The organism is Variovorax monticola, from assembly GCF_051216855.1.
Classification (GTDB): domain Bacteria; phylum Pseudomonadota; class Gammaproteobacteria; order Burkholderiales; family Burkholderiaceae_C; genus Variovorax.
Genome location: NZ_JBPJZP010000001.1, coordinates 769,334 through 791,346, shown reverse-complemented (window position 1 = coordinate 791,346; position 22,013 = coordinate 769,334). Strand labels below are relative to the sequence as shown.

Sequence of the window (22,013 nt, the reverse complement as noted above, 5' to 3'; positions counted from 1 at the left end):
TCGATGACAGGCCGCGCTTCTTCGCAAGCCGTCGTGCCCCCACCCCGACCCTCCCCCGGAAGGGGAGGGAGCCATGCGGGAGGCGTTCATGGCTCGCGCGCGATTTCGAGCCGGACCTGCGCAGCGTGCAGCAGGTCGGCAAAAGGCACCGGCGGCTCGGCATCCGTGAACAGCCGGTCGATCTGCGACAGCGTGCCCAGCTGGATCATCGCCGGCCGGTTGAACTTGCTCGCATCCGCCGCGAGCCACACCTCGCGCCCCTGCGCGATGATGGTCTGCGCCACCTTCACCTCGCGCAGGTCGAAGTCGCGCAGCGACCCGTCGGCCTCGATGCTGGACACGCCGATCAGCGCGATGTCCACCTTGAACTGGCGGATGAAGTCGACGGTCGCCTCGCCCACCACGGCGCGGTCGCGCGGGCGCACCGAGCCGCCCGCCACGATCACCTCGCACGAGGTGTTGCCGCTCAGGATGGTCGCCACGTTCAGGTTGTTGGTGATCACGCGCAGCCCGGTGTGGCGCATCAGCGCCTTGGCGATGGCCTCGGTGGTGGTGCCGATGTTCAGGATCAGCGAGCAGTCGTTGGGCACCAGCTCCGCCACGCGGCGGGCAATGCGGGCCTTGCCGTCGGCATGCAGGCTTTCGCGCTGCTGGTAGCCGATGTTCTCGGTGGTCGAGCTGGGCATGCGCACCCCGCCGTGAAACCGCGTCAGCAAGCCGGCGTCGGCCAGCCGTTGCACGTCGCGCCGCACGGTCTGCAGCGTCACGCCGAGCATCTCCGCCAGCTGTTCGACGGTGATGGAGCCGCGCGTGCGCACGGTCTCCAGGAGGTTGATCTGGCGCGGGTTGGAGTTCACAGGGGCGTCGTGGAAGGCAGGGAAACTGCGGCAAGGGTACAGTGCGCGTCACTTTAAAACGAAAGAAAACGAATCCGGGTAAGGGAAAACTCGGAGGAAATTCGCGCCAAAAGGAACCCAAGTGAAAAATCTCGAAAATACAATGGCCGCCGTTGGTGACCAAAGTCCTGCATTCCCGGAGCCCCTTCCAGTGAGCGATTTCTCCCCCGATTCAGCTGCCTCCGCATCCGGCCCCAACGCCGATTGCGACGTGCTGGTCGTCGGCGGCGGCATCAACGGCTGCGGCATCGCGCGCGACCTGGCGGGCCGCGGCTGGCGCGTGGTGCTGTGCGAAAAGGACGACCTTGCCTCCCACACCTCCTCGTCTTCCACCAAGCTGATCCACGGCGGGCTGCGCTACCTCGAGTACTACGAGTTTTCTCTGGTGCGCAAGGCGCTGCAGGAGCGCGAGGTGCTGCTCAAGAGCGCGCCGCACATCATGTGGCCGCTGCGCTTCGTCATGCCGCACGACCCGTCGATGCGCCCGGCCTGGATGGTGCGCATCGGCCTGTTCATGTACGACCACCTCGCAAAGCGCGAGGTGCTGCCCCCTTCGCGCAGCGTCGACCTGCGCCGCCACCCGGCCGGCAAGCCGCTCAAGGACCAGTACAAGCGCGGCTTCGTGTATTCGGACGGCTGGGTCGACGATGCGCGCCTGGTGGTGCTCAACGCGCTGGACGCGCAGTCGCACGGCGCCGAAGTGCTCACGCGCACCCGCTGCGTTCACGTGCAGCGCGGCGCCAACGACTGGGTCGCCACGCTCGAAGGACCCGACGGCGCGCATCGCACGCTGCGTGCCCGCGCGGTGGTCAACGCGGCGGGGCCGTGGGCCGAATCCTTCCTGCGCGGCGTGGCCAAGTCGGCCAGGGGCGAGGCGCTGGCCACCAAGAGCCTGCGCCTGGTCAAGGGCAGCCATATCGTGGTGCCGCGCCTGTTCGAGCACGACCACGCCTACATCTTCCAGAACCCCGACAAGCGGATCATCTTCGCCATTCCCTACGAGGACGAGTTCACGCTGATCGGCACCACCGACATCGAGATCAGCGGCGACGACCCTGGCGCGGCACGCATCGCGCAGGAAGAAATCGACTACCTCTGCACGCAGGCCAGCCGCTACTTCGACAAGCCCGTCGTGCCGGCCGACGTGGTGTGGACCTACTCGGGCGTGCGCCCGCTGCTGGACGACGCCTCGGGCGACCCCTCGGCCGTCACGCGCGACTACCTGCTGGAGTCGAACACCACCGCCGCGCCGCTGCTGTCGGTGTGGGGCGGCAAGATCACCACCTTTCGCAAGCTGGCCGAGGACGCGGCCGACGAGGTCGGCAAGATGCTGGGCCCGTCGAGCGCGCAGCGCCTGGCCTGGACCGAAGGCGCCTTCCTGCCGGGCGGCGACCTGTCGGCCTGGATCGGTGCGGCGAAGCGGCCCGACGACGACTTCGAGCGCTTCGTGTCGGCCGTGCAGGCCAGGAACCCGTGGCTCTACGGCCAGCTGGCGCGGCGCCTGGCGCGGGCCTACGGCGCGCGCATTGCCGACGTGCTGGGCGACGCGACATCCTTTGCCGACCTGGGCGCCGAAGTGGCGCCCGGCCTGTTCGAGCGCGAGCTGCGCTTCCTGCAGAACCACGAGTGGGCCGTGAGCGCACAGGACGTGCTGTGGCGGCGCTCCAAGCTCGGGCTGCACTACACGCCCGAACAACGCGAACAGGTCGAGGCCTGGCTGCAGGGCCATCCGAAGACGGCGTGAAAAAGAACGGCTGACCGAGGAGGGCAGGCAGAAAAGAAGCGATCGACGCGACAGAGAAGAAAAGCGATACAAGACCGGCGGCTGAACCAAGACCCGAAACGGGCGGAGGGGACACATGCAACTGACTCTGGAGCGCGTGACCAAGAAGGTCGGCGCGCACATCTGGCTCTACGAGCAAAGCATCGCGCCTCGAAGCGGCGCGGTGACTGTGCTGCTCGGTGCCACGCAGGCCGGCAAGACCAGCCTGATGCGCCTGATGGCGGGGCTCGACACGCCCACCGAAGGCAAGGTGCTGGTCGACGGCAAGGACGTCACCGGCATGCCGGTGCGCGAACGCAACGTCGCCATGGTGTACCAGCAGTTCATCAACTACCCGTCGCTCACGGTGGCGGACAACATCGCCTCGCCGCTCAAGCTGCGCGGCGAGACGAACATCGAGGCGCGCGTGAAGGCGCTGGCCGACAAGCTGCACATCGGCATGTTCCTCGAGCGCTTGCCGGCCGAGCTGTCGGGCGGGCAGCAGCAGCGCGTGGCGCTGGCCCGCGCGCTGGCCAAGAACGCGCCGCTCATGCTGCTCGACGAGCCGCTGGTCAACCTGGACTACAAGCTGCGCGAGGGCCTGCGCGAAGAGCTCACGCAGCTGTTCGCCACCGGCGACTCGACCGTGATCTACGCAACCACCGAACCGGGCGAGGCCCTGCTGCTGGGTGGCTACACGGCCGTGATGGACGCCGGCGAGCTGCTGCAGTACGGCCCGACCGCCGAGGTGTTCCATGCGCCGCAATCGCTGCGCGTGGCGCGCGCCTTCAGCGATCCGCCGATGAACCTGCTCCCCGGCACGGCCACGGCCGGCCGCGTGCAACTGACCGGCGGTCCCGTGCTGGCGCTGGCCGTGCCCGAAGGCGTGTCTGGTGCCGTGACCGTGGGGCTGCGCGCGAGCGCATTGAATGTCAATTCGGGGGCGGGCGACATCGCCTTGCCCGGCAAGGTGGAGCTGGCAGAGATATCGGGCTCCGACACCTTCGTGCACGTGGACACCGCGGTGGGCGAACTGGTGGCGCAGCTCACCGGGGTGCACCGTTTCGAGCTGGGTGCCTCGATCACGCTGAATTTCAGCGCGGCGCAAGCCTATGTGTTCGATGCCGGCGAAAAGCTGGCGCTGGCGCCCGCGTGGCGCAAAGGAAACTAGCCATGGCACGCATCGACCTCGACCTGGCCCACGCCTACCGCGCCAACCCCAGGGAGGACGGCGACTACGCCCTGCTGCCGCTGAAGATGAGCTTTCGCGACGGCGGCGCCTACGCCCTGCTCGGCCCTTCGGGCTGCGGCAAGACGACCATGCTGAACATCATCTCGGGCCTGCTGGAGCCGTCGCAGGGCACCGTGACCTTCGACGGCCGCGACATGACGCGTGCCACGCCGCAGGAGCGCAACATCGCGCAGGTGTTTCAGTTCCCGGTGATCTACGACACCATGACGGTGGCCGAGAACCTCGCGTTTCCGCTGCGCAACCGCAAGGTGCCCGAAGACCAGATCAAGAAACGGGTGGGCGAGATCGCCGAGATGCTCGACATGAGCGGCCAGCTCAACCAGCGCGCCGCCGGCCTGGCCGCCGACGCGAAGCAGAAGATTTCGCTGGGCCGCGGGCTGGTGCGCAGCGATGTGTCGGCGGTGCTGTTCGACGAGCCGCTCACTGTGATCGACCCGCACCTGAAGTGGCAGTTGCGCCGCAAGTTGAAGCAGATCCACCGCGAGCTGAAGCTCACGCTCATCTACGTGACGCACGACCAGGTCGAGGCGCTCACCTTCGCCGAAGAGGTGGTGGTCATGACGCGCGGCAAGGCCGTGCAGGTGGGCAGCGCCGAGGCGTTGTTCGAGCGGCCGGCGCACACCTTCGTCGGGCATTTCATCGGCTCGCCGGGCATGAACTTCCTGTCGGCCCAGAGCGCGAACGGCACCATCGAGGTGGCCGGCACGCCGCTGGTGCCCACGCGCGAACTGCCGCCCGGGCCGCTGAAGGTCGGCATCCGCCCCGAGTACCTGCGCCTGTCGGGCGCGGGCGCCGCCGGCGCGGTGCCGGCGGTGGTGAAGAACGTGCAGGACGTGGGCACGCACGTGATGCTGAGCGTGGAGGCCGGCGGCAGCATGCTGAAGGTGCGGCTGCATTCGGACGACCCGGCCCCGGTGGTGGGGAACACGGTGTGGCTGCGGGTGCTGGATGCGCACACGTGCTACTACAAGGACGAGGAGCTGGTGGCATGAACAACCCGATCTCATTCGCTCGCGCTCCCTTGCCTGTCTCCCTCCCTCGCTGGGGGAGGGCAGGGGTGGGGGCAAGCGGCGTCTCCACCGGGCGCCCTGCCCGGCCCCATCCCAACCTTCCCCCAGCGGGGGAAGGAGCAACACCATGAACGCCACCAACAAACCCATCAACCAGAAGGCCTGGTGGCTGATCCTGCCGGTGCTGATCTGCGTGGCCTTCTCGGCCATCGTGCCGCTGATGACGGTGGTCAACTACTCGGTGCAGGACATCATCTCGCCCGAGCGCCGCGTGTTCGTGGGCACCGAGTGGTTCGCCGCCGTGATGCGCGACGACGAGTTGCATGAGGCGCTGCTGCGCCAGCTGGGCTTTTCGCTGTCGGTGCTGCTGGTCGAAATTCCGCTGGGCATCGCGCTCGCGCTGTCGATGCCGGCCAAGGGCTGGAAGTCGTCGGCCGTGCTGGTGGTGGTGGCGCTGTCGCTGCTCATTCCATGGAACGTGGTGGGCACCATCTGGCAGATCTACGGGCGCACCGACATCGGCCTGTTCGGCCACACCCTGGAAGCCATGGGCATCCAGTACAACTACACCGGCAGCGCAACCGACGCGTGGCTCACGGTGCTGGTGATGGACGTGTGGCACTGGACGCCGCTGGTGGCGCTGCTGTGCTTCGCGGGCCTGCGCTCCATTCCCGACGCCTACTACCAGGCCGCGCGCATCGACGGTGCGAGCAAGTTCGCGGTGTTCCGCTACATCCAGCTGCCCAAGATGCGCGGCGTGCTGATGATCGCGGTGCTGCTGCGCTTCATGGACAGCTTCATGATCTACACCGAGCCCTTCGTGCTGACGGGCGGCGGGCCGGGCAACGCGACCACCTTCCTGAGCCAGTACCTCACGCAGAAGGCCGTGGGGCAGTTCGACCTGGGGCCGGCGGCAGCGTTCTCGCTGATCTATTTCCTCATCATCCTGTTGTTCTGCTTCGTGCTCTACAACTGGATGCAGCGGGTGGGTACGCAGCAAGCGGAGGTGGAGCAATGAACGACAGGCGATTCCACAAGCGCAGCATCTTCCTGGTGCTGTACATCCTGTTCGCGCTGTTGCCCATCTACTGGATGATCAACATGAGCTTCAAGACGAACGAGGAAATCCTTTCGCATTTCTCGTTCTTCCCGCAGCACCTGACCTGGGCCAACTACGCGCGCATCTTCACCGACGAGTCGTGGTACTCGGGCTACATCAACAGCCTGATCTACGTGGCGATCAACACCGTCATCTCGCTCACCGTGGCGCTGCCGGCGGCCTATGCGTTCTCGCGCTATTCGTTCCTGGGCGACAAGCACGTGTTCTTCTGGCTGCTGACCAACCGCATGACGCCGCCCGCGGTGTTCCTGCTGCCCTTCTTCCAGCTCTACACCACGGTGGGCCTGATGGACACCCACCTGGGCGTGGCGCTGGCGCACCTGCTGTTCAACGTGCCGCTGGCGGTGTGGATCCTCGAAGGCTTCATGAGCGGCATTCCGCGCGAGATCGACGAGACGGCCTACATCGACGGCTATTCGTTCCCGCGCTTCTTCGTGCGCATCTTCCTGCCGCTCATCAAGGCCGGCGTGGGCGTGGCGGCCTTCTTCTGCTTCATGTTCAGCTGGGTCGAGCTGCTGCTGGCGCGCACGCTCACCAGCGTGAACGCCAAGCCCATCGTGGCGACCATGACGCGCACGGTGAGCGCCTCGGGCATGGACTGGGCCACGCTGGCGGCTGCCGGCGTGCTCACCATCGTGCCGGGCGCCATCGTGATCTGGTTCGTGCGTCACTACATCGCCAAGGGTTTCGCGATGGGCCGCGTTTAAGTCGTCAAGGAGCACCGAATGTTCAACTGGATGGTATGGACCACCCCGGTGGCCGTGTTCTTCACCTGCATCGCGCTGATGCTGGTCGGCATGACGGTGTGGGAGTTCAAGTCGCCCACCACCTTGCGGCGCGGCTGGCTTCCCATCGAGACCACGCGCGGCGACCGCCTCTTCATCGGCCTGCTCTGCGCGGCCTACATCAACCTGGCCTTCGTCGGCCTGGCCGGCAAGTTCCAGGAATGGATGAGCCTGGAGGCCGAGCCGTCGATCTGGATCGGCTTGGCGATCTCGATGGTCGTGCTCGCGCTGGTCATGCGCAAGGGCTGAACCCAACCGGTTTTTCGACGGACGTCCGGCTCTCCGCCTCCCCGGAGCCGCGACCAGACAGAGCGGGGAAGTACCAACCGAGGAGACACAGTCATGAAGATGCGCTACACGGCACTGGCAATGGCGGCGGCAATGTTCGCCACGCACGGCGCCTGGGCCGGCGAGGCTGAAGCCAAAAAATGGATCGACAGTGAATTCCAGCCATCGACCTTGTCCAAGGACAAGCAGATGGAGGAAATGAAATGGTTCATCGATGCAGCCAAGAAACTGCAGGGCAAGGGCGTGAAGGAAATTTCGGTCGTGTCCGAAACGCTCACCGTGCACGAGTACGAATCGAAGACGCTGGCCAAGGCCTTCGAGGAAATCACCGGCATCAAGGTCAAGCACGACATCATCCAGGAGGGTGACGTGGTCGAGAAGCTGCAGACCTCGATGCAGTCGGGCAAGTCGATCTACGACGGCTGGATCAACGACTCCGACCACATCGGCACGCACTACCGCTACGGCACCGCGCTGGCGCTGACCGACCAGATGACGGGCGCGTGGAAGGATTACACCAACCCCGGTCTCGACCTGAAGGACTTCATCGGCACCAGCTTCACCACGGCGCCCGACAAGAAGATGTACCAACTGCCCGACCAGCAGTTCGCCAACCTGTACTGGTTCCGCGCCGACCTGTTCGCGCGCAAGGACCTGCAGGACAAGTTCAAGGCCAAGTACGGCTACGACCTGGGCGTGCCCATCAACTGGTCGGCCTACGAGGACATCGCCGCCTTCTTCAGCGAAGACGTGAAGACCATCGACGGCAAGCCGATCTACGGCCACATGGACTACGGCAAGAAGGACCCGTCGCTGGGCTGGCGCTTCACCGATGCATGGCTGTCGATGGCCGGCGCCGCGGACAAGGGCATTCCCAACGGCCTGCCGATCGACGAATGGGGCATTCGCGTGGCCGACGACAAGTGCACGCCGGTGGGCGCGGCCGTGTCGCGCGGCGGTGCGACCAACTCGCCGGCCTCGGTCTATGCGCTGACCAAGTACATCGACTGGATGAAGAAGTACGCGCCCAAGGAAGCCATGGGCATGACCTTCGGCGAGTCGGGCCCGGTGCCGGCGCAGGGACAGATCGCGCAGCAAGTGTTCTGGTACACCGCCTTCACGGCCGACATGATCAAGCAGGGCCTCCCGGTGGTGAACGCCGACGGCACGCCGAAGTGGCGCATGGCGCCCGGCCCGCACGGCCCGTACTGGAAGGACGGCATGCAGAACGGCTACCAGGACGTGGGCTCGTGGACCTTCCTGAAGTCCAACGACCCCGACCGTGCCGCGGCGGCCTGGCTCTATGCGCAGTTCGTGACCTCGAAGACCACCTCGCTGAAGAAGTCGATCGTCGGTCTCACGTTCATCCGCGACAGCGACATTCGCTCCGACTACTTCACCCAGAACGCCGCCAAGTACGGCGGTCTGATCGAGTTCTACCGCAGCCCCGCGCGCGTGGCATGGACGCCCACCGGCAACAACGTGCCCGACTACCCCAAGCTCGCGCAGCTCTGGTGGAAGAACGTGGCCGTGGCGGTGACGGGCGAGAAGACGCCGCAGGCCGCCATGGACAACCTGGCCAACGAGATGGACGACGTGATGGGCCGCCTGCAGCGCGCGGGCATGGCCAACTGCCCGCCCAAGCTCAACGCCAAGAGCGATCCGAGCAAGTGGCTGAGCAGCGACCACGCCCCGTGGAAGAAACTGGCCAACGAAAAGCCCAAGGGCGAGACGGTGGCTTACGAGAAGCTGCTGACCGCCTGGAAGGAAGGCCGCGTCAGGTAAGAAAAAGAGGGCTCACGCCTTCTTTCTTTCTCCTCCCCCGCTGGGAGAGGGCAGGGGTGGGGGCACGGCGGCGCATCGATTGCCGTCGGCCTGGTCAACGCCGCTGGCCCCTATCCCAACCTTCCCCCAAAGGGGGAAGGAGCAAAGACAATGGCGCGGACATCCCGGCTTTCTTCCGCTGCCTCATGAACATCCAATTCCGCTGCGACCCCGCGCTGTTCGACCTGCTGCCGCGCCCGGTGCCGGCGAAGGCAGCGCTGCCCGACTGGCTGCGGCAGATGGCGCCCAGGGTGCCGTCGCCGGTGCACCAGCGCAGCATCCGCACCGTCAAGCAGTGCCCGCCGTTCGTGGATGCCATGACGCACGGCTTCATGGTGCTGCTGCCGTGCGACGTGACCGTGCAGGCGGGGCAGTTCAGCTGGGACTGGCCGCTGCCCGCGCTGTCGGTGCCCGGTCATCCGCGCGCACCGCTGAGCTTTCATGTGCCCGAGCAGATCGCGGGCTCTCCGCTGGCACACGGCACGCAGGCGGCTGTCAAGTTCAACAGCTTCTGGACGATAGAGCTCGACGACGGGTGGTCGCTCATGGCGGTGCATCCGGTGAACCGCGACGACCTGCCGTTCCGCCTCGTCACGGGGCTGGTCGATGCCGACCGCTTCAACGAGGTCGGCATCAACTTTCCCGCCGTCTGGACCGACCCCGGCTTCCACGGCGTGCTGCCGCGCGGCACGCCGGTGGCGCAGTGCTATCCGGTACCGCGCGAGCCGCTCGAGCTTTCGTGCGCGCCCATGTCCGAAAGCCGGGTGAAGGGTTACGAGCAGCTCGCCGAGAAGATCATGGCCGGGCCCGGCGTGTACCGGAAGGCGTTTCGCAGCAAGCGCGGCGGCGCGGGCTGACGGCGCTCAGGCCGGCGTGGCGCGCAGCGTGGCGCGCAGGTCGTCCAGGTTCAGCCAGAGACGCCCGGTGGGCGCGGTGGCCAGCGCATGCGCGATGCGCCCGAAGGTGTTCTCGTGCAGGCGGTAGGCGCGGCCATACGCACGCAGGGCCTCGTCCATGCGGCCTGACTCCTGCAGCACGATGCCCAGGTTGACCTCCACCTCGGCCCGCGGTGGCGACACGCGAAGCACCTGGCGCAGCGCGTCGGCCGCACCGTCGTGATCGCCCAGGTCCTGCAGCAGCAGCGCCAGCTCGAACCACAGGCCGCCCTGGGTGGGGGCCAGCGCCACGGCCTGCCGCAGTGCCTGCGCTGCTTCGTCCACCCGGCCCGCGGCCTTGAACGTGAGGGCCAGCGCGTGGAGCGGTTCTTCGCGTCCGGGCATCGAGGCCACGGCATGTTCGTGATGGTGCAGCGCCTGTGCGAAGTCGCCCGCAGCCCTTGCCACATCGCCGGCCAGCAACAGCGACGGGCCGTGGCCGGGGCGCAGCGCGAGGCTCTCGGCAATGGAGGTGCCGGCCTCGGCGAGCGCGCCCTGCGCCAGCTGAAGCCGCGAGAGCAACTGCAGCACGGCGGGGTGCGGCGGGTGCTGCAGGCGCGCGTGTTCGCAGAGTTGTCGCGCCTGTGGGGCCTGCCCGGCGTTGGCGAGGCGAATTGCCAGCGCCAGGAGCTGTTCGACGGAGGCGGGGGACGCGGGAGCAATGGGCATGGCGTGGTCGGCGGCGCGGTGCGTCGAAGCTCGCTCAGCCCGCGATCGAACGCTGCAGGTTGAGCCGCGCCCGCGTTTCTAGCAGCGCATGCATGCGCGGCGTGGCGTAGATGGCCGGGCGGTCCAGGAAGCGCTGAAGAATCTCGCGCCGGCGCGGCAAGCGCACTTCGAGCGGCACGAAGGCGTATTCGGCGCCTACCTGCTGCTCGTAGTCGTCGAAGCGCGCGCGCTCGGCGCCGAGGATCGACAGGTCGATGTCGATCAGCAGTTCGGCATCGCGGCCTTCGGGCACCGCGTCGTGCCGCGTGGCCATCACCAGCGCATGAACCCGGTCGGCCGCTGCGTCGCCCGCGCCCGCCGCGCGCAAGGCCTGCCGGGCCCAGTCGGCGCTGCGCGCTTCGTTGTCGTGCGCGTGCACGTCATAGACCGCGTCATGGAACCAGAGCGCGAGCGCGACTTCGCCGGGGCGCTCGGCCAGCGCCTGCTCGCGCTCGAACCAGGACAGGCATTCGCCCAGGTGCTGCATCGTGTGGTAGTGGCGCTGGGGTTCGCCGTAGCGGCGCTGCAGCTCGGCGCACAGCGCGTCGTCTGGCAGCGTGACGCCCAGCGCCTGCCAGGCCTGGTGCCAGTTCGCGCGCAGCGCCTCGGGCGTCATGGCGTCTACTGCTCCATCGCCGCCTTGACCTCTTGGCCGAGGTCGAGCACGGACATGGCGTAGTAGCTGCTCCAGTTGTAGCGCGTGATCACGTAGAAGTTGCGCGTGCCGGCCACGTAGCTCGGCGGCGCGTCGGCGCCGTTTTGCAGTTCGATCAGCGCGAGCAGGCCCGTGTGGCGAATGCCGTCGCCCTCGGGCACCGCGCCGGCGGCCACGAAGCTGTCGGCGCTGAAGGTCGGCAGGATGTCGGGCGCCATCAGCACCGCCTTCTGCAGCCGTGCCTCGTCGAAATGCACCGGGTAGATGGCCGGCATGCCGGGCTTCCAGCCAAAGCCCTTGAAGTAGTTGGCGACCGAGCCGATCACGTCGGCCGGGTTGTTGACCAGGTCGATGCGCCCGTCGCCGTCGAAGTCGACCGCGTACTTGGCGATGCTGCTGGGCATGAACTGCGGCATGCCCATGGCGCCGGCATAGCTGCCCAGCGGCGTGAGCGGGTCGTCGGCGGTGCGGCTCTCGGTGCTCAGGAAGCTTTCGAGCTCGCCGCGGAAGAAAGCCTGGCGCTCGGCCGCGCGCGGATGGCCGTCGGGGAAGTCGAAGGACAGCGTGGCCAGCGCGTCGATCACGCGGAAGCTGCCCATGTTGCGCCCGTAGATGGTCTCCACGCCGATGATGCCGACGATGATTTCAGGCGGCACGCCGTACACCTGCTCGGCGCGCGCCAGCGTGCCGGCATTGGCGCGCCAGAAGCGCACGCCGGCCGCGATGCGCACCGGGTCGATGAAGCGGCTCCGATACGCCTGCCAGTTCTTCACCGTGCCGACCGGTCCCGGCAGCATGAGCCGCGGCACGTTGGGCAGGAAGCGTGCGCTGCCGATGGTGGCGCGCACCCAGTCGCGGTCGAGGCCGCGGCGCTGGGCCACCTCGTCGGCGAAGCGCATGGCGTCGTCGCGCGTGGCGTACAGCGTGCTGCCGCGCACCGGGCTGGTCGCAGCCGTTCGGCCGTTGGAGGACTTCTGTGCTGCAGCTCCCGTGGACGCTGCGCAGCAGGCGACGAAGAGGGCGGCTGCCGCAGCGGCGCGCGACGGCGTGGGAAGAAAAAATCGCATGGGAGGCATTGTGCCGCCGGCTCGCGCGGCGCCTGTTCGGGGACACATGTGGTTTCAGCCGCGCGGGTCGGCGCTGGGCCAGGCGAGGCGGCGGAACTCGGCGCGCAGGGCGGACAGCGAGCCGGAGCGCGAACCCGGCGTGGCCGCCGCATAGCGCTGCGCCTCGAGCTTCAGCAGCCAGTCGCGCACGGCGTGCGCGGCGGGGCCGAAGCGCGCGTCGGCCGCCAGCGCCATCTGCCGCGGCGGGGCCGTGTCGGGCAATGGGAGGCCGGCCTTCGCGAGCCTTGCACGCGCCTGGCCCAGCAGGCGCAGCCACGGGTCGTGGCGGCTGCGCTCCCACAGCGTCCATGCCGCGCCGGCCAGGCTCGCGCCGATCAGCAGGTAGAGCAGCACATAGGCCAGGTCTTCCAGGCTCGGCGCCTCGAAGCCGATGTTCTTCAGCAGGTTGAGCTGGCGGCTCTGGGTGTAGTTGAGCACCCACTGGTTCCAGCCGTTGTTCACGGCCTCCCAGGCGGCGCGGATGTTCTGCGCGAGCGTGGGGCTCATGGCGCCGATGGCGCCGGCGAACAGGCCGGGCTGCGGCACCAGCCGCTGCTGCTGGCCGATGCGCCCGGGCGCGACCGAGCCCGTCGGGTCCACGCGCGTCCAGCCGGTGCCTTCCTGCCACACCTCGGCCCAGGCGTGGGCGTCGCTCTGGCGCACCACCCAGTACTTGTCCAGGCTGTTGAACTCGCCGCCCTGGTAGCCGGTGACGATGCGCGCCGGCACGCCCAGGTTGCGCATCAGCACCACGAAGGCCGAGGCGATGTGCTCGCAGAAGCCCTCCTTGCGGTCGAACCAGAACTCGTCGGCGGTGTCGTTGCCGTACACCCCGGGCTCCAGCGTGTAGGTGTAGCCGCCGGTGCGCAGGCGGCGCAATGCGGCCTGCACGAAGGCCCGCGCATCTGCGTTGGCCAGCGCGGGGTCGGCCCGCATGTCGGCGGCCAGCGCGGCGGTGCGCGGATTGGTGCCCGGCGGCAGCGCCAGGTAGGCCTGCAACTGGCCGCCGGTGCGCTTGAGCGGGCCGCTCGCGAACTGCGTGTAGCTCTCGGCGCGGTAGCGCACCAGGTCGTTGAGCGGGCGGTTCGTGATCCATTGCAGGTCGGGCGTGCCGCTGACTTCGACACCGGGCGCATCGGGTGCCTTGGGGGCGGCGTCCAGCGTCAGCAGCCAGGGCCGGTTGCTGGCTTCGAGCGTGACCTCGTAGCGCACCGGCTCGCCGCTCACGCGCAGGTTGGAAGACCACTGGCCGCCGCGCGCCCACGACGGCAGCGCGGTCCATTCGCGGCCGTCGAACTGCCCGAGCACCGGGCCGCGAAAGTACAGCTGGCTTTGCGCGGGCGGCTGGTCGCCCTCGAACTTGATGCGCGCGGCGATGCTGTCGTCCAGCGCCAGCTCGGCGATGGTGCCCACGCGCATGGTGTTCGACAGGCCGGTGCGCCCCGTCATGGCGTCGCTCGGCGTGCCCCACAGCGGCGCGAAGCGCGGGAACAGCAGGAACAGCGCCAGCATGATCGGCGCGCCGGCCAGCGCCATCCACCCGGCGGTGCGCGCGGCCTGCATCAGCGGCGGGCGGCCCACCGGCATGTGCGCATTGACCAGCGCCGTCAGCAGGCCCAGCAGCGCCAGCAGCATGGTGAAGGCGGTCAGCAGCGACTGCGAGTAGAAGAAGTTCGTGAGCATCGCGAAGAAGCCCAGGAAGAAGATCACGAAGGCGTCGCGCCGGGCGCGCAGCTCCAGCGTCTTCAGCGCCAGCAGAATCACGACCAGCGTCACGCCCGCGTCGCGGCCCAGCAGGGTGCGGTGCGTGGCGTAGGTGGCGCCCAGCGTCATCGCCAGCAGCGCGATGCGCCACCACTTGGCCGGCAGGGGCTGCGCCTGCACCGCGAGCATGCCGCGCCACACAAGCACCATCGCGGTGATGGCGGTGCACCACCACGGCAGGTTCTCCACCTGGGGCAGCACGATGAGGGCGATGACGGCCAGCAGGAACAGGGTGTCCCTCGCGTCCCGCGGCAAGGCGGCCAGCCGGGTCATGAGCTTGTTCATGCGCGCGCTTTCTTCTTCAGCACAGGGCCAGCGCCTCGAGGCATGCGCGCTTGTGCGCTTCGCCCTGCGAAGGCTTCACCACGCGGCCCGCCACGCGCACGCCGTAGTCCACGCCCAGCCGGTCGGCCATCAGCACCCACGCACACAGGCGCGAGATGCGGGCTTCCGCGTCGGCGATGCCGGTGTGCTGCGCGTCGAGCCAGAGTTCTTCGCGCTGCGTTTGCTGGGTGTCGCGGCTGACGAGGTCTTCCGAGCCGGCGGCCTGCGCGCGGGCGGCCTTCTTCCAGACGACCAGCTTCAAGGGGTCGCCGCGCCGGTAGGCACGCACGCCGTCGTACTCGCCTGCGCTGTGCGAGCGCAGCGCGGCGGACACCGCGGCCGCGCCCGACAGCGGCTCGCCCGGCGGCAGCGGCGGTGGGTGCGCTTCGGGCGTGGGGTACACCAGCATCCGCGCGGCCGGCCGCCACACCGCCCATACGCGGAAGGTGCCGAGCGGAAACCGGGTTTCCGCCGTCAGCGGCGGCACCGGATGCAGGCCCCGCCGTTCGGGCTGGAAGGCGATCTCCACGGTCGACGTGCCTTCGGCCGGCACGTCGGTCCAGGCCCATTGCCCGCTGCCGCGCACGGCCATGCCGATGCCGTAGCGCACGCTGCGCCGCGTGTTGTGCAGCACCACGCGAAAGACGGCAGCGGCGCCCGCGTAGTGGGGCTCGGGTGCCACCATGTGCATCGCCAGCCCGCGCAGCGTGCCATGGCACACGTGCATGCCCACGCCCACGCTCCCGGCCAGCAGGAAGGTCAGCAGGTAGCCCAGGTTGAGCTGGTAGTTGATCGATGCGACCAGCAGCACCAGCAGCGTGGCCGCCAGCGTCCACCCGGCGCGCGTGGGCACGATGTAGACGTTGCGCTGCGTCAGCGCCAGCGTGTCCGACGGCGGGCGGCGCGACAGGAACCAGCCGTCGATGCGCGAGCGGAGGGCGCCTGCAGGCCTCACGGCAAAGGCACTGCCGCGATCATGGCGCGCACCTGCTCGACCGCGCCGCGGCCCGCGTCACCCACGGGCGTGAGGCGGTGCGCGATGGTCTGCGGCAGCACGGCCTGCACATCGTCGGGCGCGACGTAGCTGCGGTTGGCCAGCAGCGCCTGCGCCTTGGCCGCGCGCAGCACCGCGATACCGGCGCGCGGCGACAGGCCCTGCAAGAACCAGCGGCCCGAGCGGGTGGCGGCGATCAGGTCCTGCACGTAGTCGAGCAGCGCATCCGCCGCGTGCACCTGCTGCACGCGCTGCTGCAGCGCGGTCAGCTCTTCGGCGGTCAGCAGGGCGGGCAGCGTGGCCAGCATTTCGCGGCGGTCGGCGCCCGCGAGCAACTGGCGCTCGGCGGCGCGGTCGGGGTAGCCGAGCGAGATGCGCATCAGGAAGCGGTCGAGCTGCGACTCGGGCAGCGCGAAGGTGCCGAGCTGGTCCTGCGGGTTCTGCGTGGCGATCACGAAGAAGGGCGTGGGCAGCGGGCGGGTCTCGCCTTCGACGGTCACCTGCTTTTCTTCCATCGCCTCGAGCAGCGCGCTTTGTGTCTTGGGGCTGGCGCGGTTGATTTCGTCGGCCAGCAGCACCTGCGCGAAGATCGGGCCGGGATGGAACACGAAGGCCTGCTGCGCCCGGTCGTAGATGGCCACGCCCGACAGGTCGCCCGGCATCAGGTCGGCCGTGAACTGCACGCGCGAAAAATGCAGCCCGAAGGTGTGCGACAGCGCATGGGCCAGCGTGGTCTTGCCCACGCCGGGCACGTCCTCGATCAGCAGGTGGCCGCCCGCCAGCAGGCAGGCCACGCAGTCGCGCACCTGGGCCTCCTTGCCCACGATCACCGTGTTAAGCTGATTTAGCAATGTGGCCAGCTTCGCAGCGACGTCCATATTTGTATCCATATGCAAACGATACCGTAAGACCTGTCGGCCCCATGCCGCGTGAGGTCTAGGCGTGGCGACAGAGACACATGGGCACGTGGCGATAGACACATGGGCAAGACCGGCTACTTCACACACCGCGATTTCTGGAAGCACGACATGGGCGAGGGGCATCCCGAGTGCCCTGGTCGACTGGACGCCATCGAAGACCGCCTGCTGCTCACCGGCGTGGGCGATGCCCTCGAGCACTGCGAGGTGCCGCTGGCCACCCTGGCGCAGATCACCCGGGCGCACAGCGCGGCGCACGTAGAAAACCTCGAGGCCCTGCACCAGCGCCTGGTGGCCGACGAGCCCGCCGGCGGTCCCGACCACGCGCAGGTCGACCCCGATACCGTGCTCACCCGTTTCACCCTGCTGGCAGCGCGCCGCGCCGCCGGGGCCGCGATTGCCGCGACCGACGCGGTGATGGCCGGCGAGCTCGAAAACGCCTTCTGCTCGGTGCGCCCGCCCGGCCACCATGCGTGCCGCGAGCAGGCCATGGGCTTCTGCTTCTTCAACAACGTGGCCATTGCGGCGCGGCACGCGCTGGACGCGCACGGCCTGGAGCGCGTGGCCGTCGTCGACTTCGACGTGCACCACGGCAACGGCACCGAGAACATCCTGTCGAACGACCCGCGCGCGCTGATGGTCGGTTTCTTCCAGCACCCGTTCTACCCGTACAGCGGCACCGACCATCCCGCATCGAACATGCTGAACATGCCCATTCCGGCCTACACCCGGGGCATGGACGTGCGCGAGATGATCGAGGCCGTCTGGATGCCGCGGCTGGAGGAATTCAAGCCGCAGATGGTGTTCATCAGCGCCGGCTTCGACGCCCATCGCGAAGACGACCTGGGCCAGCTCGGGCTCAACGAGAACGACTTCGCCTGGATCACCGCTCGCGTGCACGACGTGGCCAGGCGCCATGCCAGGGGCCGCATCGTGTCGATGCTCGAAGGCGGCTACAACCTCGACGCCCTGGCGCGCAGCGTGGAAGCCCACATCCGCGTGCTGGCGGATCTTTAGCACGGCCGGCGCACGCTGGCGCGCCCCGCTTTTTTCCAAGAGATGAATTTCAACGACTTCACCCAACGCCTGAGCCAGGTCGATGCACGCGGCCTGGGCATCGAACTCGCCGCGCTGGTGGCCTGCGTGGCCGCGGCCTGGGCCTTGTGCAAATGGTTCGGGCGCGACCAGCCCAAGGACTCCATCTGGTTCGGCGAGCGCACCTTCGACGGCGTGCTGTTCCCGCTGCTGGCGCTGGTGCTCACCGAGGTCGCCCGCCGCGTGGTGATCGATTTTCAGACCGTGCTGGTGCTGCGCATCGCGGTGTCGGTGTTCCTGTCGCTGGCGGTCATCCGGCTGTTCGCGCGGGTGCTGCGCGCGGTGTTCCCGGCGTCCAACCTCGTGCGGCTGCTGGAGCGCACCATCTCGTGGCTGGCCTGGATTGCGGCGGTGCTGTGGATCGTGGGCCTGCTGCCGCCGGTGCTGGCCGAGCTCGACGACATCACGCTGGCCTTCGGCAAGACGCGCGTGAGCCTGCAGACCATCTTCCAGGGCGTGCTGTCGGCCGGGCTGGTGCTGGTGATTGCGCTGTGGATCGCCAGCACCATCGAGAAGCGCATCCTGCGCGAAGCCGTTACCGACCTGTCGATGCGCAAGGTGGCGTCGAACGCGGTGCGTGCCTTCCTGCTGCTGGTGGGGCTGCTGTTCGCGCTGTCGGCGGTGGGGGTGGACCTGACGGCGCTGTCGGTGCTGGGCGGCGCGCTCGGCGTGGGCCTCGGGTTCGGCCTGCAGAAGCTGGCGGCCAACTACGTGAGCGGCTTCGTCATCCTGCTGGAGCGCTCGATCCGCATCGGCGACAACGTGAAGGTCGACACCTTCGAGGGCCGCATCACCGACATCAAGACCCGCTACACCCTCATTCGCGCGGGCAACGGGCGCGAGGCCATCGTGCCGAACGAATCGCTCATCACCAGCCGGGTGGAAAACCTGTCGCTGGCCGACCGCAAGTTCAACATCACCACCACCATCGTGGTCGGCTACGAGAGCGACGTGGCGCAGGTGCAGTCCATCCTGTGCGAGGCCGCCAAGGCCCAGCCGCGCGTGATGACCGACCCCGCGCCGGTGGCCTTCCTGATGAACTTCGCGCCCGACGGGCTGGAGTTCACGCTGAACTTCTGGGTGGCCGACCCCGACAAGGGCAAGGACAACCTGCGCTCGGACATCAACATCGCCATCCTCGACGGGTTGCGCGGTGCGGGCATCGACATTCCCTATCCGCAGCGCGTGGTGCGGGTGGAGTCCCTGCCCGCCGCCGCGGAGCCCGCGGTGTTGAATTCCGCCGACCGCTGATCGAGCGCCAGCTGGCGGGTGTCAGTCCGGGCGCCTCGTGGCCTGCGCATCGGCCGCGGCGCGCGTCTGCCAGCCGAGCCGCCTCGCGAGCGACCTCGAGCGCGGTATGTCGCGCAGGAGCGGCGGGATCGACAGCGCCAGCAGCAGCGCGGCAAAGGGCACTACGCAGACGAAGCCGACGTACTTGAACCCCAGCGCCCCCACCGCCCCGCCCAGCACGAACATGCACACCAGCCCGCCCGACCTGCGCAGCCGGGCGCGGTCATGGCGAACCGGCGCCGGGCCGGTGCCCGCGCGCCGATTCCAGTAGAGCATCTTGCCCAGCTCGATCCCCACGTCGGTGATGTTGCCCGTCATGTGGGTGGTGCGGATGCTGCCCCCCGACGTCTTCGACGCCACCGCGTTCTGCAGGCCCATGATGAAGGACAGCAGCAGCACGGTGAGCGGCACCGCGAAGGGCGTCGGCCATGTCAGCGTGATGGCGCCCATCAGGCCGAACGGAAACATGAGCGCGGCTTCCAGCAGCAGCGGCAGTGCGTACACACCGTGCAGGCGGTGCTGCCGGCTCCAGTTGACGAGCATGGCGCACACGGCCGCGCCGCTCATGAACGCCAGGATGGCGCCCAGCGCATTCAGCAGCAAGGTGGCGTTGCCCAGCACCATGCCGTCGGCCAGTTGCGAGGCGAAGCCGGTCATGTGCGAGGTGTACATGTGCAGCACCAGGAAGCCGCCCGCATTGATGGCGCCGGCATTGAAGGCCAGCAGCAGGCCGAGCGCCAGGTTCGTCGACGGCGCCCGGTGGCGGTTGGTGAGAAAGCGGAGTCTGCGCATGGGCACCTCGAAGGCCGAAGCCGGCCGGCCTTCGGGCTGTCAGTGCTGTTTCCAGCGCCAGTTCTCGATCTCCGGCATGTCCTTGCCGTGGCGCACGACGTAGGCCCTGTGTTCGAGCAGCCGGTCGCGCAGGTGCTGCTGCACATGGCCGGCGGTGTCGCGGATGCGCGGCACGCGGTCGATGGCGTCGGCCGCCAGGTGAAAGCGGTCGAGCCGGTTGAGCACCGTCATGTCGAAGGGCGTGGTGGTGGTGCCTTCTTCCAGGTAGCCGTGCACATGGAAGTTGCCATGGTTGCGCCGCTTGTAGGTCAGCCGGTGGATCAGCGCCGGATAGCCGTGGAAGGCGAAGATCACCGGCGCGTCGGTGCTGAAGATCGAATCGAACACCGCGTCGTCCAGCCCGTGCGGATGGCCCGAGGGCGATTCGAGCGCCATCAGGTCGACCACGTTCACCACGCGCACTTTCAGGTCGGGCAGCAGCGTGCGCAGCAGGTCGACCGCGGCCATGGTCTCCAGCGTGGGCACGTCGCCGGCGCAGGCCATCACCACGTCGGGCGCCACGCCGTTGTCGTTGCTGGCCCAGTCCCAGATGCCCAGGCCCACCGTGCAGTGGCGCTCGGCCGCGGCCATGTCCAGCCACTGCGCCTCGGGTTGCTTGCCGGCCACGATCACGTTGACGTAGTTGCGGCTGCGCAGGCAGTGGTCCGTCACGGACAGCAGCGTGTTGGCGTCGGGCGGCAGGTACACCCGCACCACCTCGGCCTTCTTGTTGACCACGTGGTCGATGAAGCCCGGGTCCTGGTGGCTGAAGCCGTTGTGGTCCTGCCGCCAGACGTGGCTGGTCAGCAGGTAGTTGAGCGATGCGATGGGCCGGCGCCACGGAATGTGGCGCGTCACCTTCAGCCATTTCGCATGCTGGTTGAACATCGAGTCGACGATGTGGATGAAGGCCTCGTAGCACGAGAAGAAGCCGTGCCGCCCCGTCAGCAGGTAGCCTTCGAGCCAGCCCTGGCACAGGTGCTCGCTGAGCACTTCCATCACGCGGCCGTCGGGCGCGACGTGGTCGTCGCCGGGCAGGATCTCGGCGGTCGACGTGCGGTTGCTCACCTCGAACACCGCGCCCAGGCGGTTCGAGGTGGTCTCGTCGGGGCCCATGAGGCGAAAGTTGCTGTCCGCGGCATTGAGCCGCATCACGTCGCGCAGGAACTCGCCCATGACGCGCGTGGCCTCGGCATCCACCGCACCGGGCTTGGACACTGCCACGGCGTAGTCGCGGAAGTCGGGCAGCTTGAGGTTCTTCAGCAGCAGGCCGCCGTTGGCGTGCGGGTTCGCGCTCATGCGGCGTTCGCCTCGGGGTGCGAGCGCGGCGATGTCGGCGCGCAGGGCGCCTTCGGCGTCGAACAACTCCTCGGGCCGGTAGCTTTGCATCCATTCCTGCAGCAGGGCGATGTGCGCCGGCTTGTCGGCGAAGCCGGTGAGCGGCACCTGGTGCGCGCGCTGCGTGCCCTCGATGGGTACGCCGTCCACCGTCTTCGGCCCGGTCCAGCCCTTGGGCGAACGCAGCACGATCATCGGCCAGCGGTGGCGGCGGCTGAAGCCGTCGGAGCGCGCCTCCACCTGAATGGCGCGGATGGCGTCGAGCGATGCGTCCAGCGCGGCCGCCATCTGCCCGTGCATCAGCGCGGGGTCGTGGCCCGACACGAAGCGCGGCTCGTAGCCGTTGCCGCGCATCAGCTGCGTGAGCTGTTCGTCGCCGATGCGCGCGAGCACCGTCGGCCCGGCGATCTTGTAGCCGTTCAGGTGCAGGATCGGCAGCACCGCGCCGTCGCGTGCCGGGTTCAAGAACTTGTTCGAATGCCAGCTGGCCGCGAGCGCGCCGGTCTCGGCCTCGCCGTCGCCGATGACGCAGCAGGCCAGCAGGTCGGGGTTGTCGAACACCGCGCCGTGGGCATGCAGCAGCGAATAGCCGAGTTCGCCGCCTTCATGGATCGACCCCGGCGTCTCGGGCGACACGTGGCTCGGTATGCCGCCGGGGAAAGAGAACTGCGTGAACAGGCGCTTCAGGCCCTCGGCATCCGGCGAGATGTGCGGATAGACCTCGCTGTAGGTGCCTTCGAGGTACGTGCTGGCCACCACGCCCGGCCCGCCGTGGCCCGGACCGGCGACGAAGATCGCGTCGAGGTCGCGAGCATTGATGGCCCGGTTCATGTGCGCATAGATGAAGTTCAGGCCCGGCGTGGTGCCCCAGTGGCCGAGCAGGCGCGGCTTGATGTGTTCCAGCGTCAGCGGCTCGCGCAGCAGCGGGTTGCCCATCAGGTAGATCTGGCCCACCGAGAGGTAGTTGGCGGCGCGCCACCAGGCATCCAGCAGGGTGAAGTCTTCTGAAGCGTTCTGGGTGGATGTCGAGACCATGTCGGACCGCCTGCTGGGTGAGGGTAAGCAGTCCAGTATGGGACGGCGCGCCCGCACTGTCTTTGATGAAGCTCAATGCAAGTC

General features: G+C 68.4%; 19 protein-coding genes. 10 read left to right on the top strand and 9 right to left on the bottom strand.

Annotated features, from left to right (window positions below; translation table 11 throughout):
* Positions 1-86 precede the first annotated feature (86 nt).
* Complete coding sequence (locus ACSFA5_RS03585; protein WP_435442634.1) at positions 87-857, bottom strand: DeoR/GlpR family DNA-binding transcription regulator; 771 nt, start codon at positions 855-857, stop codon at positions 87-89.
* A 121-nt stretch (positions 858-978) separates the two neighbouring features.
* On the opposite strand from ACSFA5_RS03585, the gene glpD reads away from it, so the two are divergent.
* The 8 genes from glpD (at position 979) to ACSFA5_RS03545 (ending at position 9,794) form a co-directional block, all read left to right on the top strand.
* Positions 979-2,640, top strand: a complete 1,662-nt coding sequence (gene glpD / locus ACSFA5_RS03580; protein WP_435442633.1) for a glycerol-3-phosphate dehydrogenase — start codon at positions 979-981, stop codon at positions 2,638-2,640.
* 115 nt (positions 2,641-2,755) lie between these two features.
* Positions 2,756-3,829, top strand: a complete 1,074-nt coding sequence (locus ACSFA5_RS03575) for an ABC transporter ATP-binding protein (RefSeq protein ID WP_435442632.1) — start codon at positions 2,756-2,758, stop codon at positions 3,827-3,829.
* A gap of 2 nt (positions 3,830-3,831) precedes the next feature.
* Positions 3,832-4,902, top strand: a complete 1,071-nt coding sequence (locus ACSFA5_RS03570; RefSeq protein WP_435442631.1) for an ABC transporter ATP-binding protein — start codon at positions 3,832-3,834, stop codon at positions 4,900-4,902.
* Between the two features lie 145 nt (positions 4,903-5,047).
* On the top strand, positions 5,048-5,938 hold the full coding sequence (locus tag ACSFA5_RS03565) for a carbohydrate ABC transporter permease (RefSeq protein WP_435442630.1): 891 nt from the start codon (positions 5,048-5,050) through the stop codon (positions 5,936-5,938).
* Positions 5,935-6,747, top strand: coding sequence for a carbohydrate ABC transporter permease (locus ACSFA5_RS03560; RefSeq protein WP_435442629.1), 813 nt, complete (start codon positions 5,935-5,937; stop codon positions 6,745-6,747). The genes ACSFA5_RS03565 and ACSFA5_RS03560 overlap by 4 nt, the downstream gene beginning before the upstream one ends.
* An 18-nt stretch (positions 6,748-6,765) precedes the next feature.
* Positions 6,766-7,074, top strand: a complete 309-nt coding sequence (locus tag ACSFA5_RS03555) for a DUF2160 domain-containing protein (RefSeq protein WP_435442628.1) — start codon at positions 6,766-6,768, stop codon at positions 7,072-7,074.
* A gap of 93 nt (positions 7,075-7,167) precedes the next feature.
* A complete protein-coding gene (locus ACSFA5_RS03550) occupies positions 7,168-8,898 on the top strand; it encodes an ABC transporter substrate-binding protein (RefSeq protein WP_435442627.1) in 1,731 nt (576 codons plus the stop codon).
* Positions 8,899-9,083: 185 nt separating this feature from the next.
* Entirely contained in the window at positions 9,084-9,794 is a 711-nt protein-coding gene (locus ACSFA5_RS03545) for a hypothetical protein (protein ID WP_435442626.1), read from the top strand.
* Between the two features lie 6 nt (positions 9,795-9,800).
* Here ACSFA5_RS03545 and ACSFA5_RS03540 read toward each other — a convergent pair whose 3' ends face one another.
* From ACSFA5_RS03540 to ACSFA5_RS03515, 6 genes are read right to left on the bottom strand one after another with little or no spacing between them, the layout of a single operon-like run.
* Positions 9,801-10,541, bottom strand: a complete 741-nt coding sequence (locus ACSFA5_RS03540) for a tetratricopeptide repeat protein (protein WP_435442625.1) — start codon at positions 10,539-10,541, stop codon at positions 9,801-9,803.
* 34 nt (positions 10,542-10,575) lie between these two features.
* Complete coding sequence (locus ACSFA5_RS03535; RefSeq protein ID WP_435442624.1) at positions 10,576-11,196, bottom strand: HD domain-containing protein; 621 nt, start codon at positions 11,194-11,196, stop codon at positions 10,576-10,578.
* 5 nt (positions 11,197-11,201) lie between these two features.
* Entirely contained in the window at positions 11,202-12,302 is a 1,101-nt protein-coding gene (gene mltB, locus ACSFA5_RS03530; RefSeq protein ID WP_435442623.1) for a lytic murein transglycosylase B, read from the bottom strand.
* 54 nt (positions 12,303-12,356) lie between these two features.
* A complete protein-coding gene (locus ACSFA5_RS03525; protein ID WP_435442622.1) occupies positions 12,357-14,390 on the bottom strand; it encodes a transglutaminase TgpA family protein in 2,034 nt (677 codons plus the stop codon).
* 16 nt (positions 14,391-14,406) lie between these two features.
* Positions 14,407-15,384, bottom strand: a complete 978-nt coding sequence (locus tag ACSFA5_RS03520; protein WP_435442621.1) for a DUF58 domain-containing protein — start codon at positions 15,382-15,384, stop codon at positions 14,407-14,409.
* A complete protein-coding gene (locus ACSFA5_RS03515) occupies positions 15,381-16,301 on the bottom strand; it encodes an AAA family ATPase (RefSeq protein WP_435442620.1) in 921 nt (306 codons plus the stop codon). Before ACSFA5_RS03515 ends, ACSFA5_RS03520 begins: the two co-directional genes overlap by 4 nt.
* A 102-nt stretch (positions 16,302-16,403) precedes the next feature.
* On the opposite strand from ACSFA5_RS03515, the gene ACSFA5_RS03510 reads away from it, so the two are divergent.
* Positions 16,404-17,357: a histone deacetylase family protein gene (locus tag ACSFA5_RS03510; protein WP_435442619.1), complete on the top strand. Its 954-nt coding sequence runs from the start codon at positions 16,404-16,406 to the stop codon at positions 17,355-17,357.
* Between the two features lie 42 nt (positions 17,358-17,399).
* Positions 17,400-18,686 carry a mechanosensitive ion channel family protein gene (locus tag ACSFA5_RS03505; protein ID WP_435442618.1) on the top strand — a complete coding sequence of 429 codons (1,287 nt, stop codon included), beginning with the start codon at positions 17,400-17,402 and terminating at the stop codon, positions 18,684-18,686.
* Between the two features lie 21 nt (positions 18,687-18,707).
* Here ACSFA5_RS03505 and ACSFA5_RS03500 read toward each other — a convergent pair whose 3' ends face one another.
* Positions 18,708-19,517 (bottom strand): YoaK family protein, encoded by an 810-nt coding sequence (locus ACSFA5_RS03500; protein ID WP_435442617.1) that lies wholly within the window; start codon positions 19,515-19,517, stop codon positions 18,708-18,710.
* A 39-nt stretch (positions 19,518-19,556) separates the two neighbouring features.
* On the bottom strand, positions 19,557-21,929 hold the full coding sequence (locus ACSFA5_RS03495; protein ID WP_435442616.1) for a phosphoketolase family protein: 2,373 nt from the start codon (positions 21,927-21,929) through the stop codon (positions 19,557-19,559).
* Positions 21,930-22,013: the final 84 nt, after the last annotated feature.

Coding starts and splice junctions, on each gene's coding strand:
- ACSFA5_RS03570 (WP_435442631.1), top strand. CDS start 3,832: ATGGCACGCATCGACCTCGACCTGGCCCACGCCTACCGCGCCAACCCC.
- ACSFA5_RS03510 (WP_435442619.1), top strand. CDS start 16,404: ATGGGCAAGACCGGCTACTTCACACACCGCGATTTCTGGAAGCACGAC.
- ACSFA5_RS03525 (WP_435442622.1), bottom strand. CDS start 14,390: ATGAACAAGCTCATGACCCGGCTGGCCGCCTTGCCGCGGGACGCGAGG.
- ACSFA5_RS03535 (WP_435442624.1), bottom strand. CDS start 11,196: ATGACGCCCGAGGCGCTGCGCGCGAACTGGCACCAGGCCTGGCAGGCG.
- ACSFA5_RS03495 (WP_435442616.1), bottom strand. CDS start 21,929: ATGGTCTCGACATCCACCCAGAACGCTTCAGAAGACTTCACCCTGCTG.
- ACSFA5_RS03555 (WP_435442628.1), top strand. CDS start 6,766: ATGTTCAACTGGATGGTATGGACCACCCCGGTGGCCGTGTTCTTCACC.
- ACSFA5_RS03505 (WP_435442618.1), top strand. CDS start 17,400: ATGAATTTCAACGACTTCACCCAACGCCTGAGCCAGGTCGATGCACGC.
- ACSFA5_RS03540 (WP_435442625.1), bottom strand. CDS start 10,541: ATGCCCATTGCTCCCGCGTCCCCCGCCTCCGTCGAACAGCTCCTGGCG.
- mltB (WP_435442623.1), bottom strand. CDS start 12,302: ATGCGATTTTTTCTTCCCACGCCGTCGCGCGCCGCTGCGGCAGCCGCC.
- ACSFA5_RS03565 (WP_435442630.1), top strand. CDS start 5,048: ATGAACGCCACCAACAAACCCATCAACCAGAAGGCCTGGTGGCTGATC.
- ACSFA5_RS03500 (WP_435442617.1), bottom strand. CDS start 19,517: ATGCGCAGACTCCGCTTTCTCACCAACCGCCACCGGGCGCCGTCGACG.
- ACSFA5_RS03515 (WP_435442620.1), bottom strand. CDS start 16,301: ATGGACGTCGCTGCGAAGCTGGCCACATTGCTAAATCAGCTTAACACG.
- ACSFA5_RS03545 (WP_435442626.1), top strand. CDS start 9,084: ATGAACATCCAATTCCGCTGCGACCCCGCGCTGTTCGACCTGCTGCCG.
- ACSFA5_RS03575 (WP_435442632.1), top strand. CDS start 2,756: ATGCAACTGACTCTGGAGCGCGTGACCAAGAAGGTCGGCGCGCACATC.
- ACSFA5_RS03560 (WP_435442629.1), top strand. CDS start 5,935: ATGAACGACAGGCGATTCCACAAGCGCAGCATCTTCCTGGTGCTGTAC.
- ACSFA5_RS03550 (WP_435442627.1), top strand. CDS start 7,168: ATGAAGATGCGCTACACGGCACTGGCAATGGCGGCGGCAATGTTCGCC.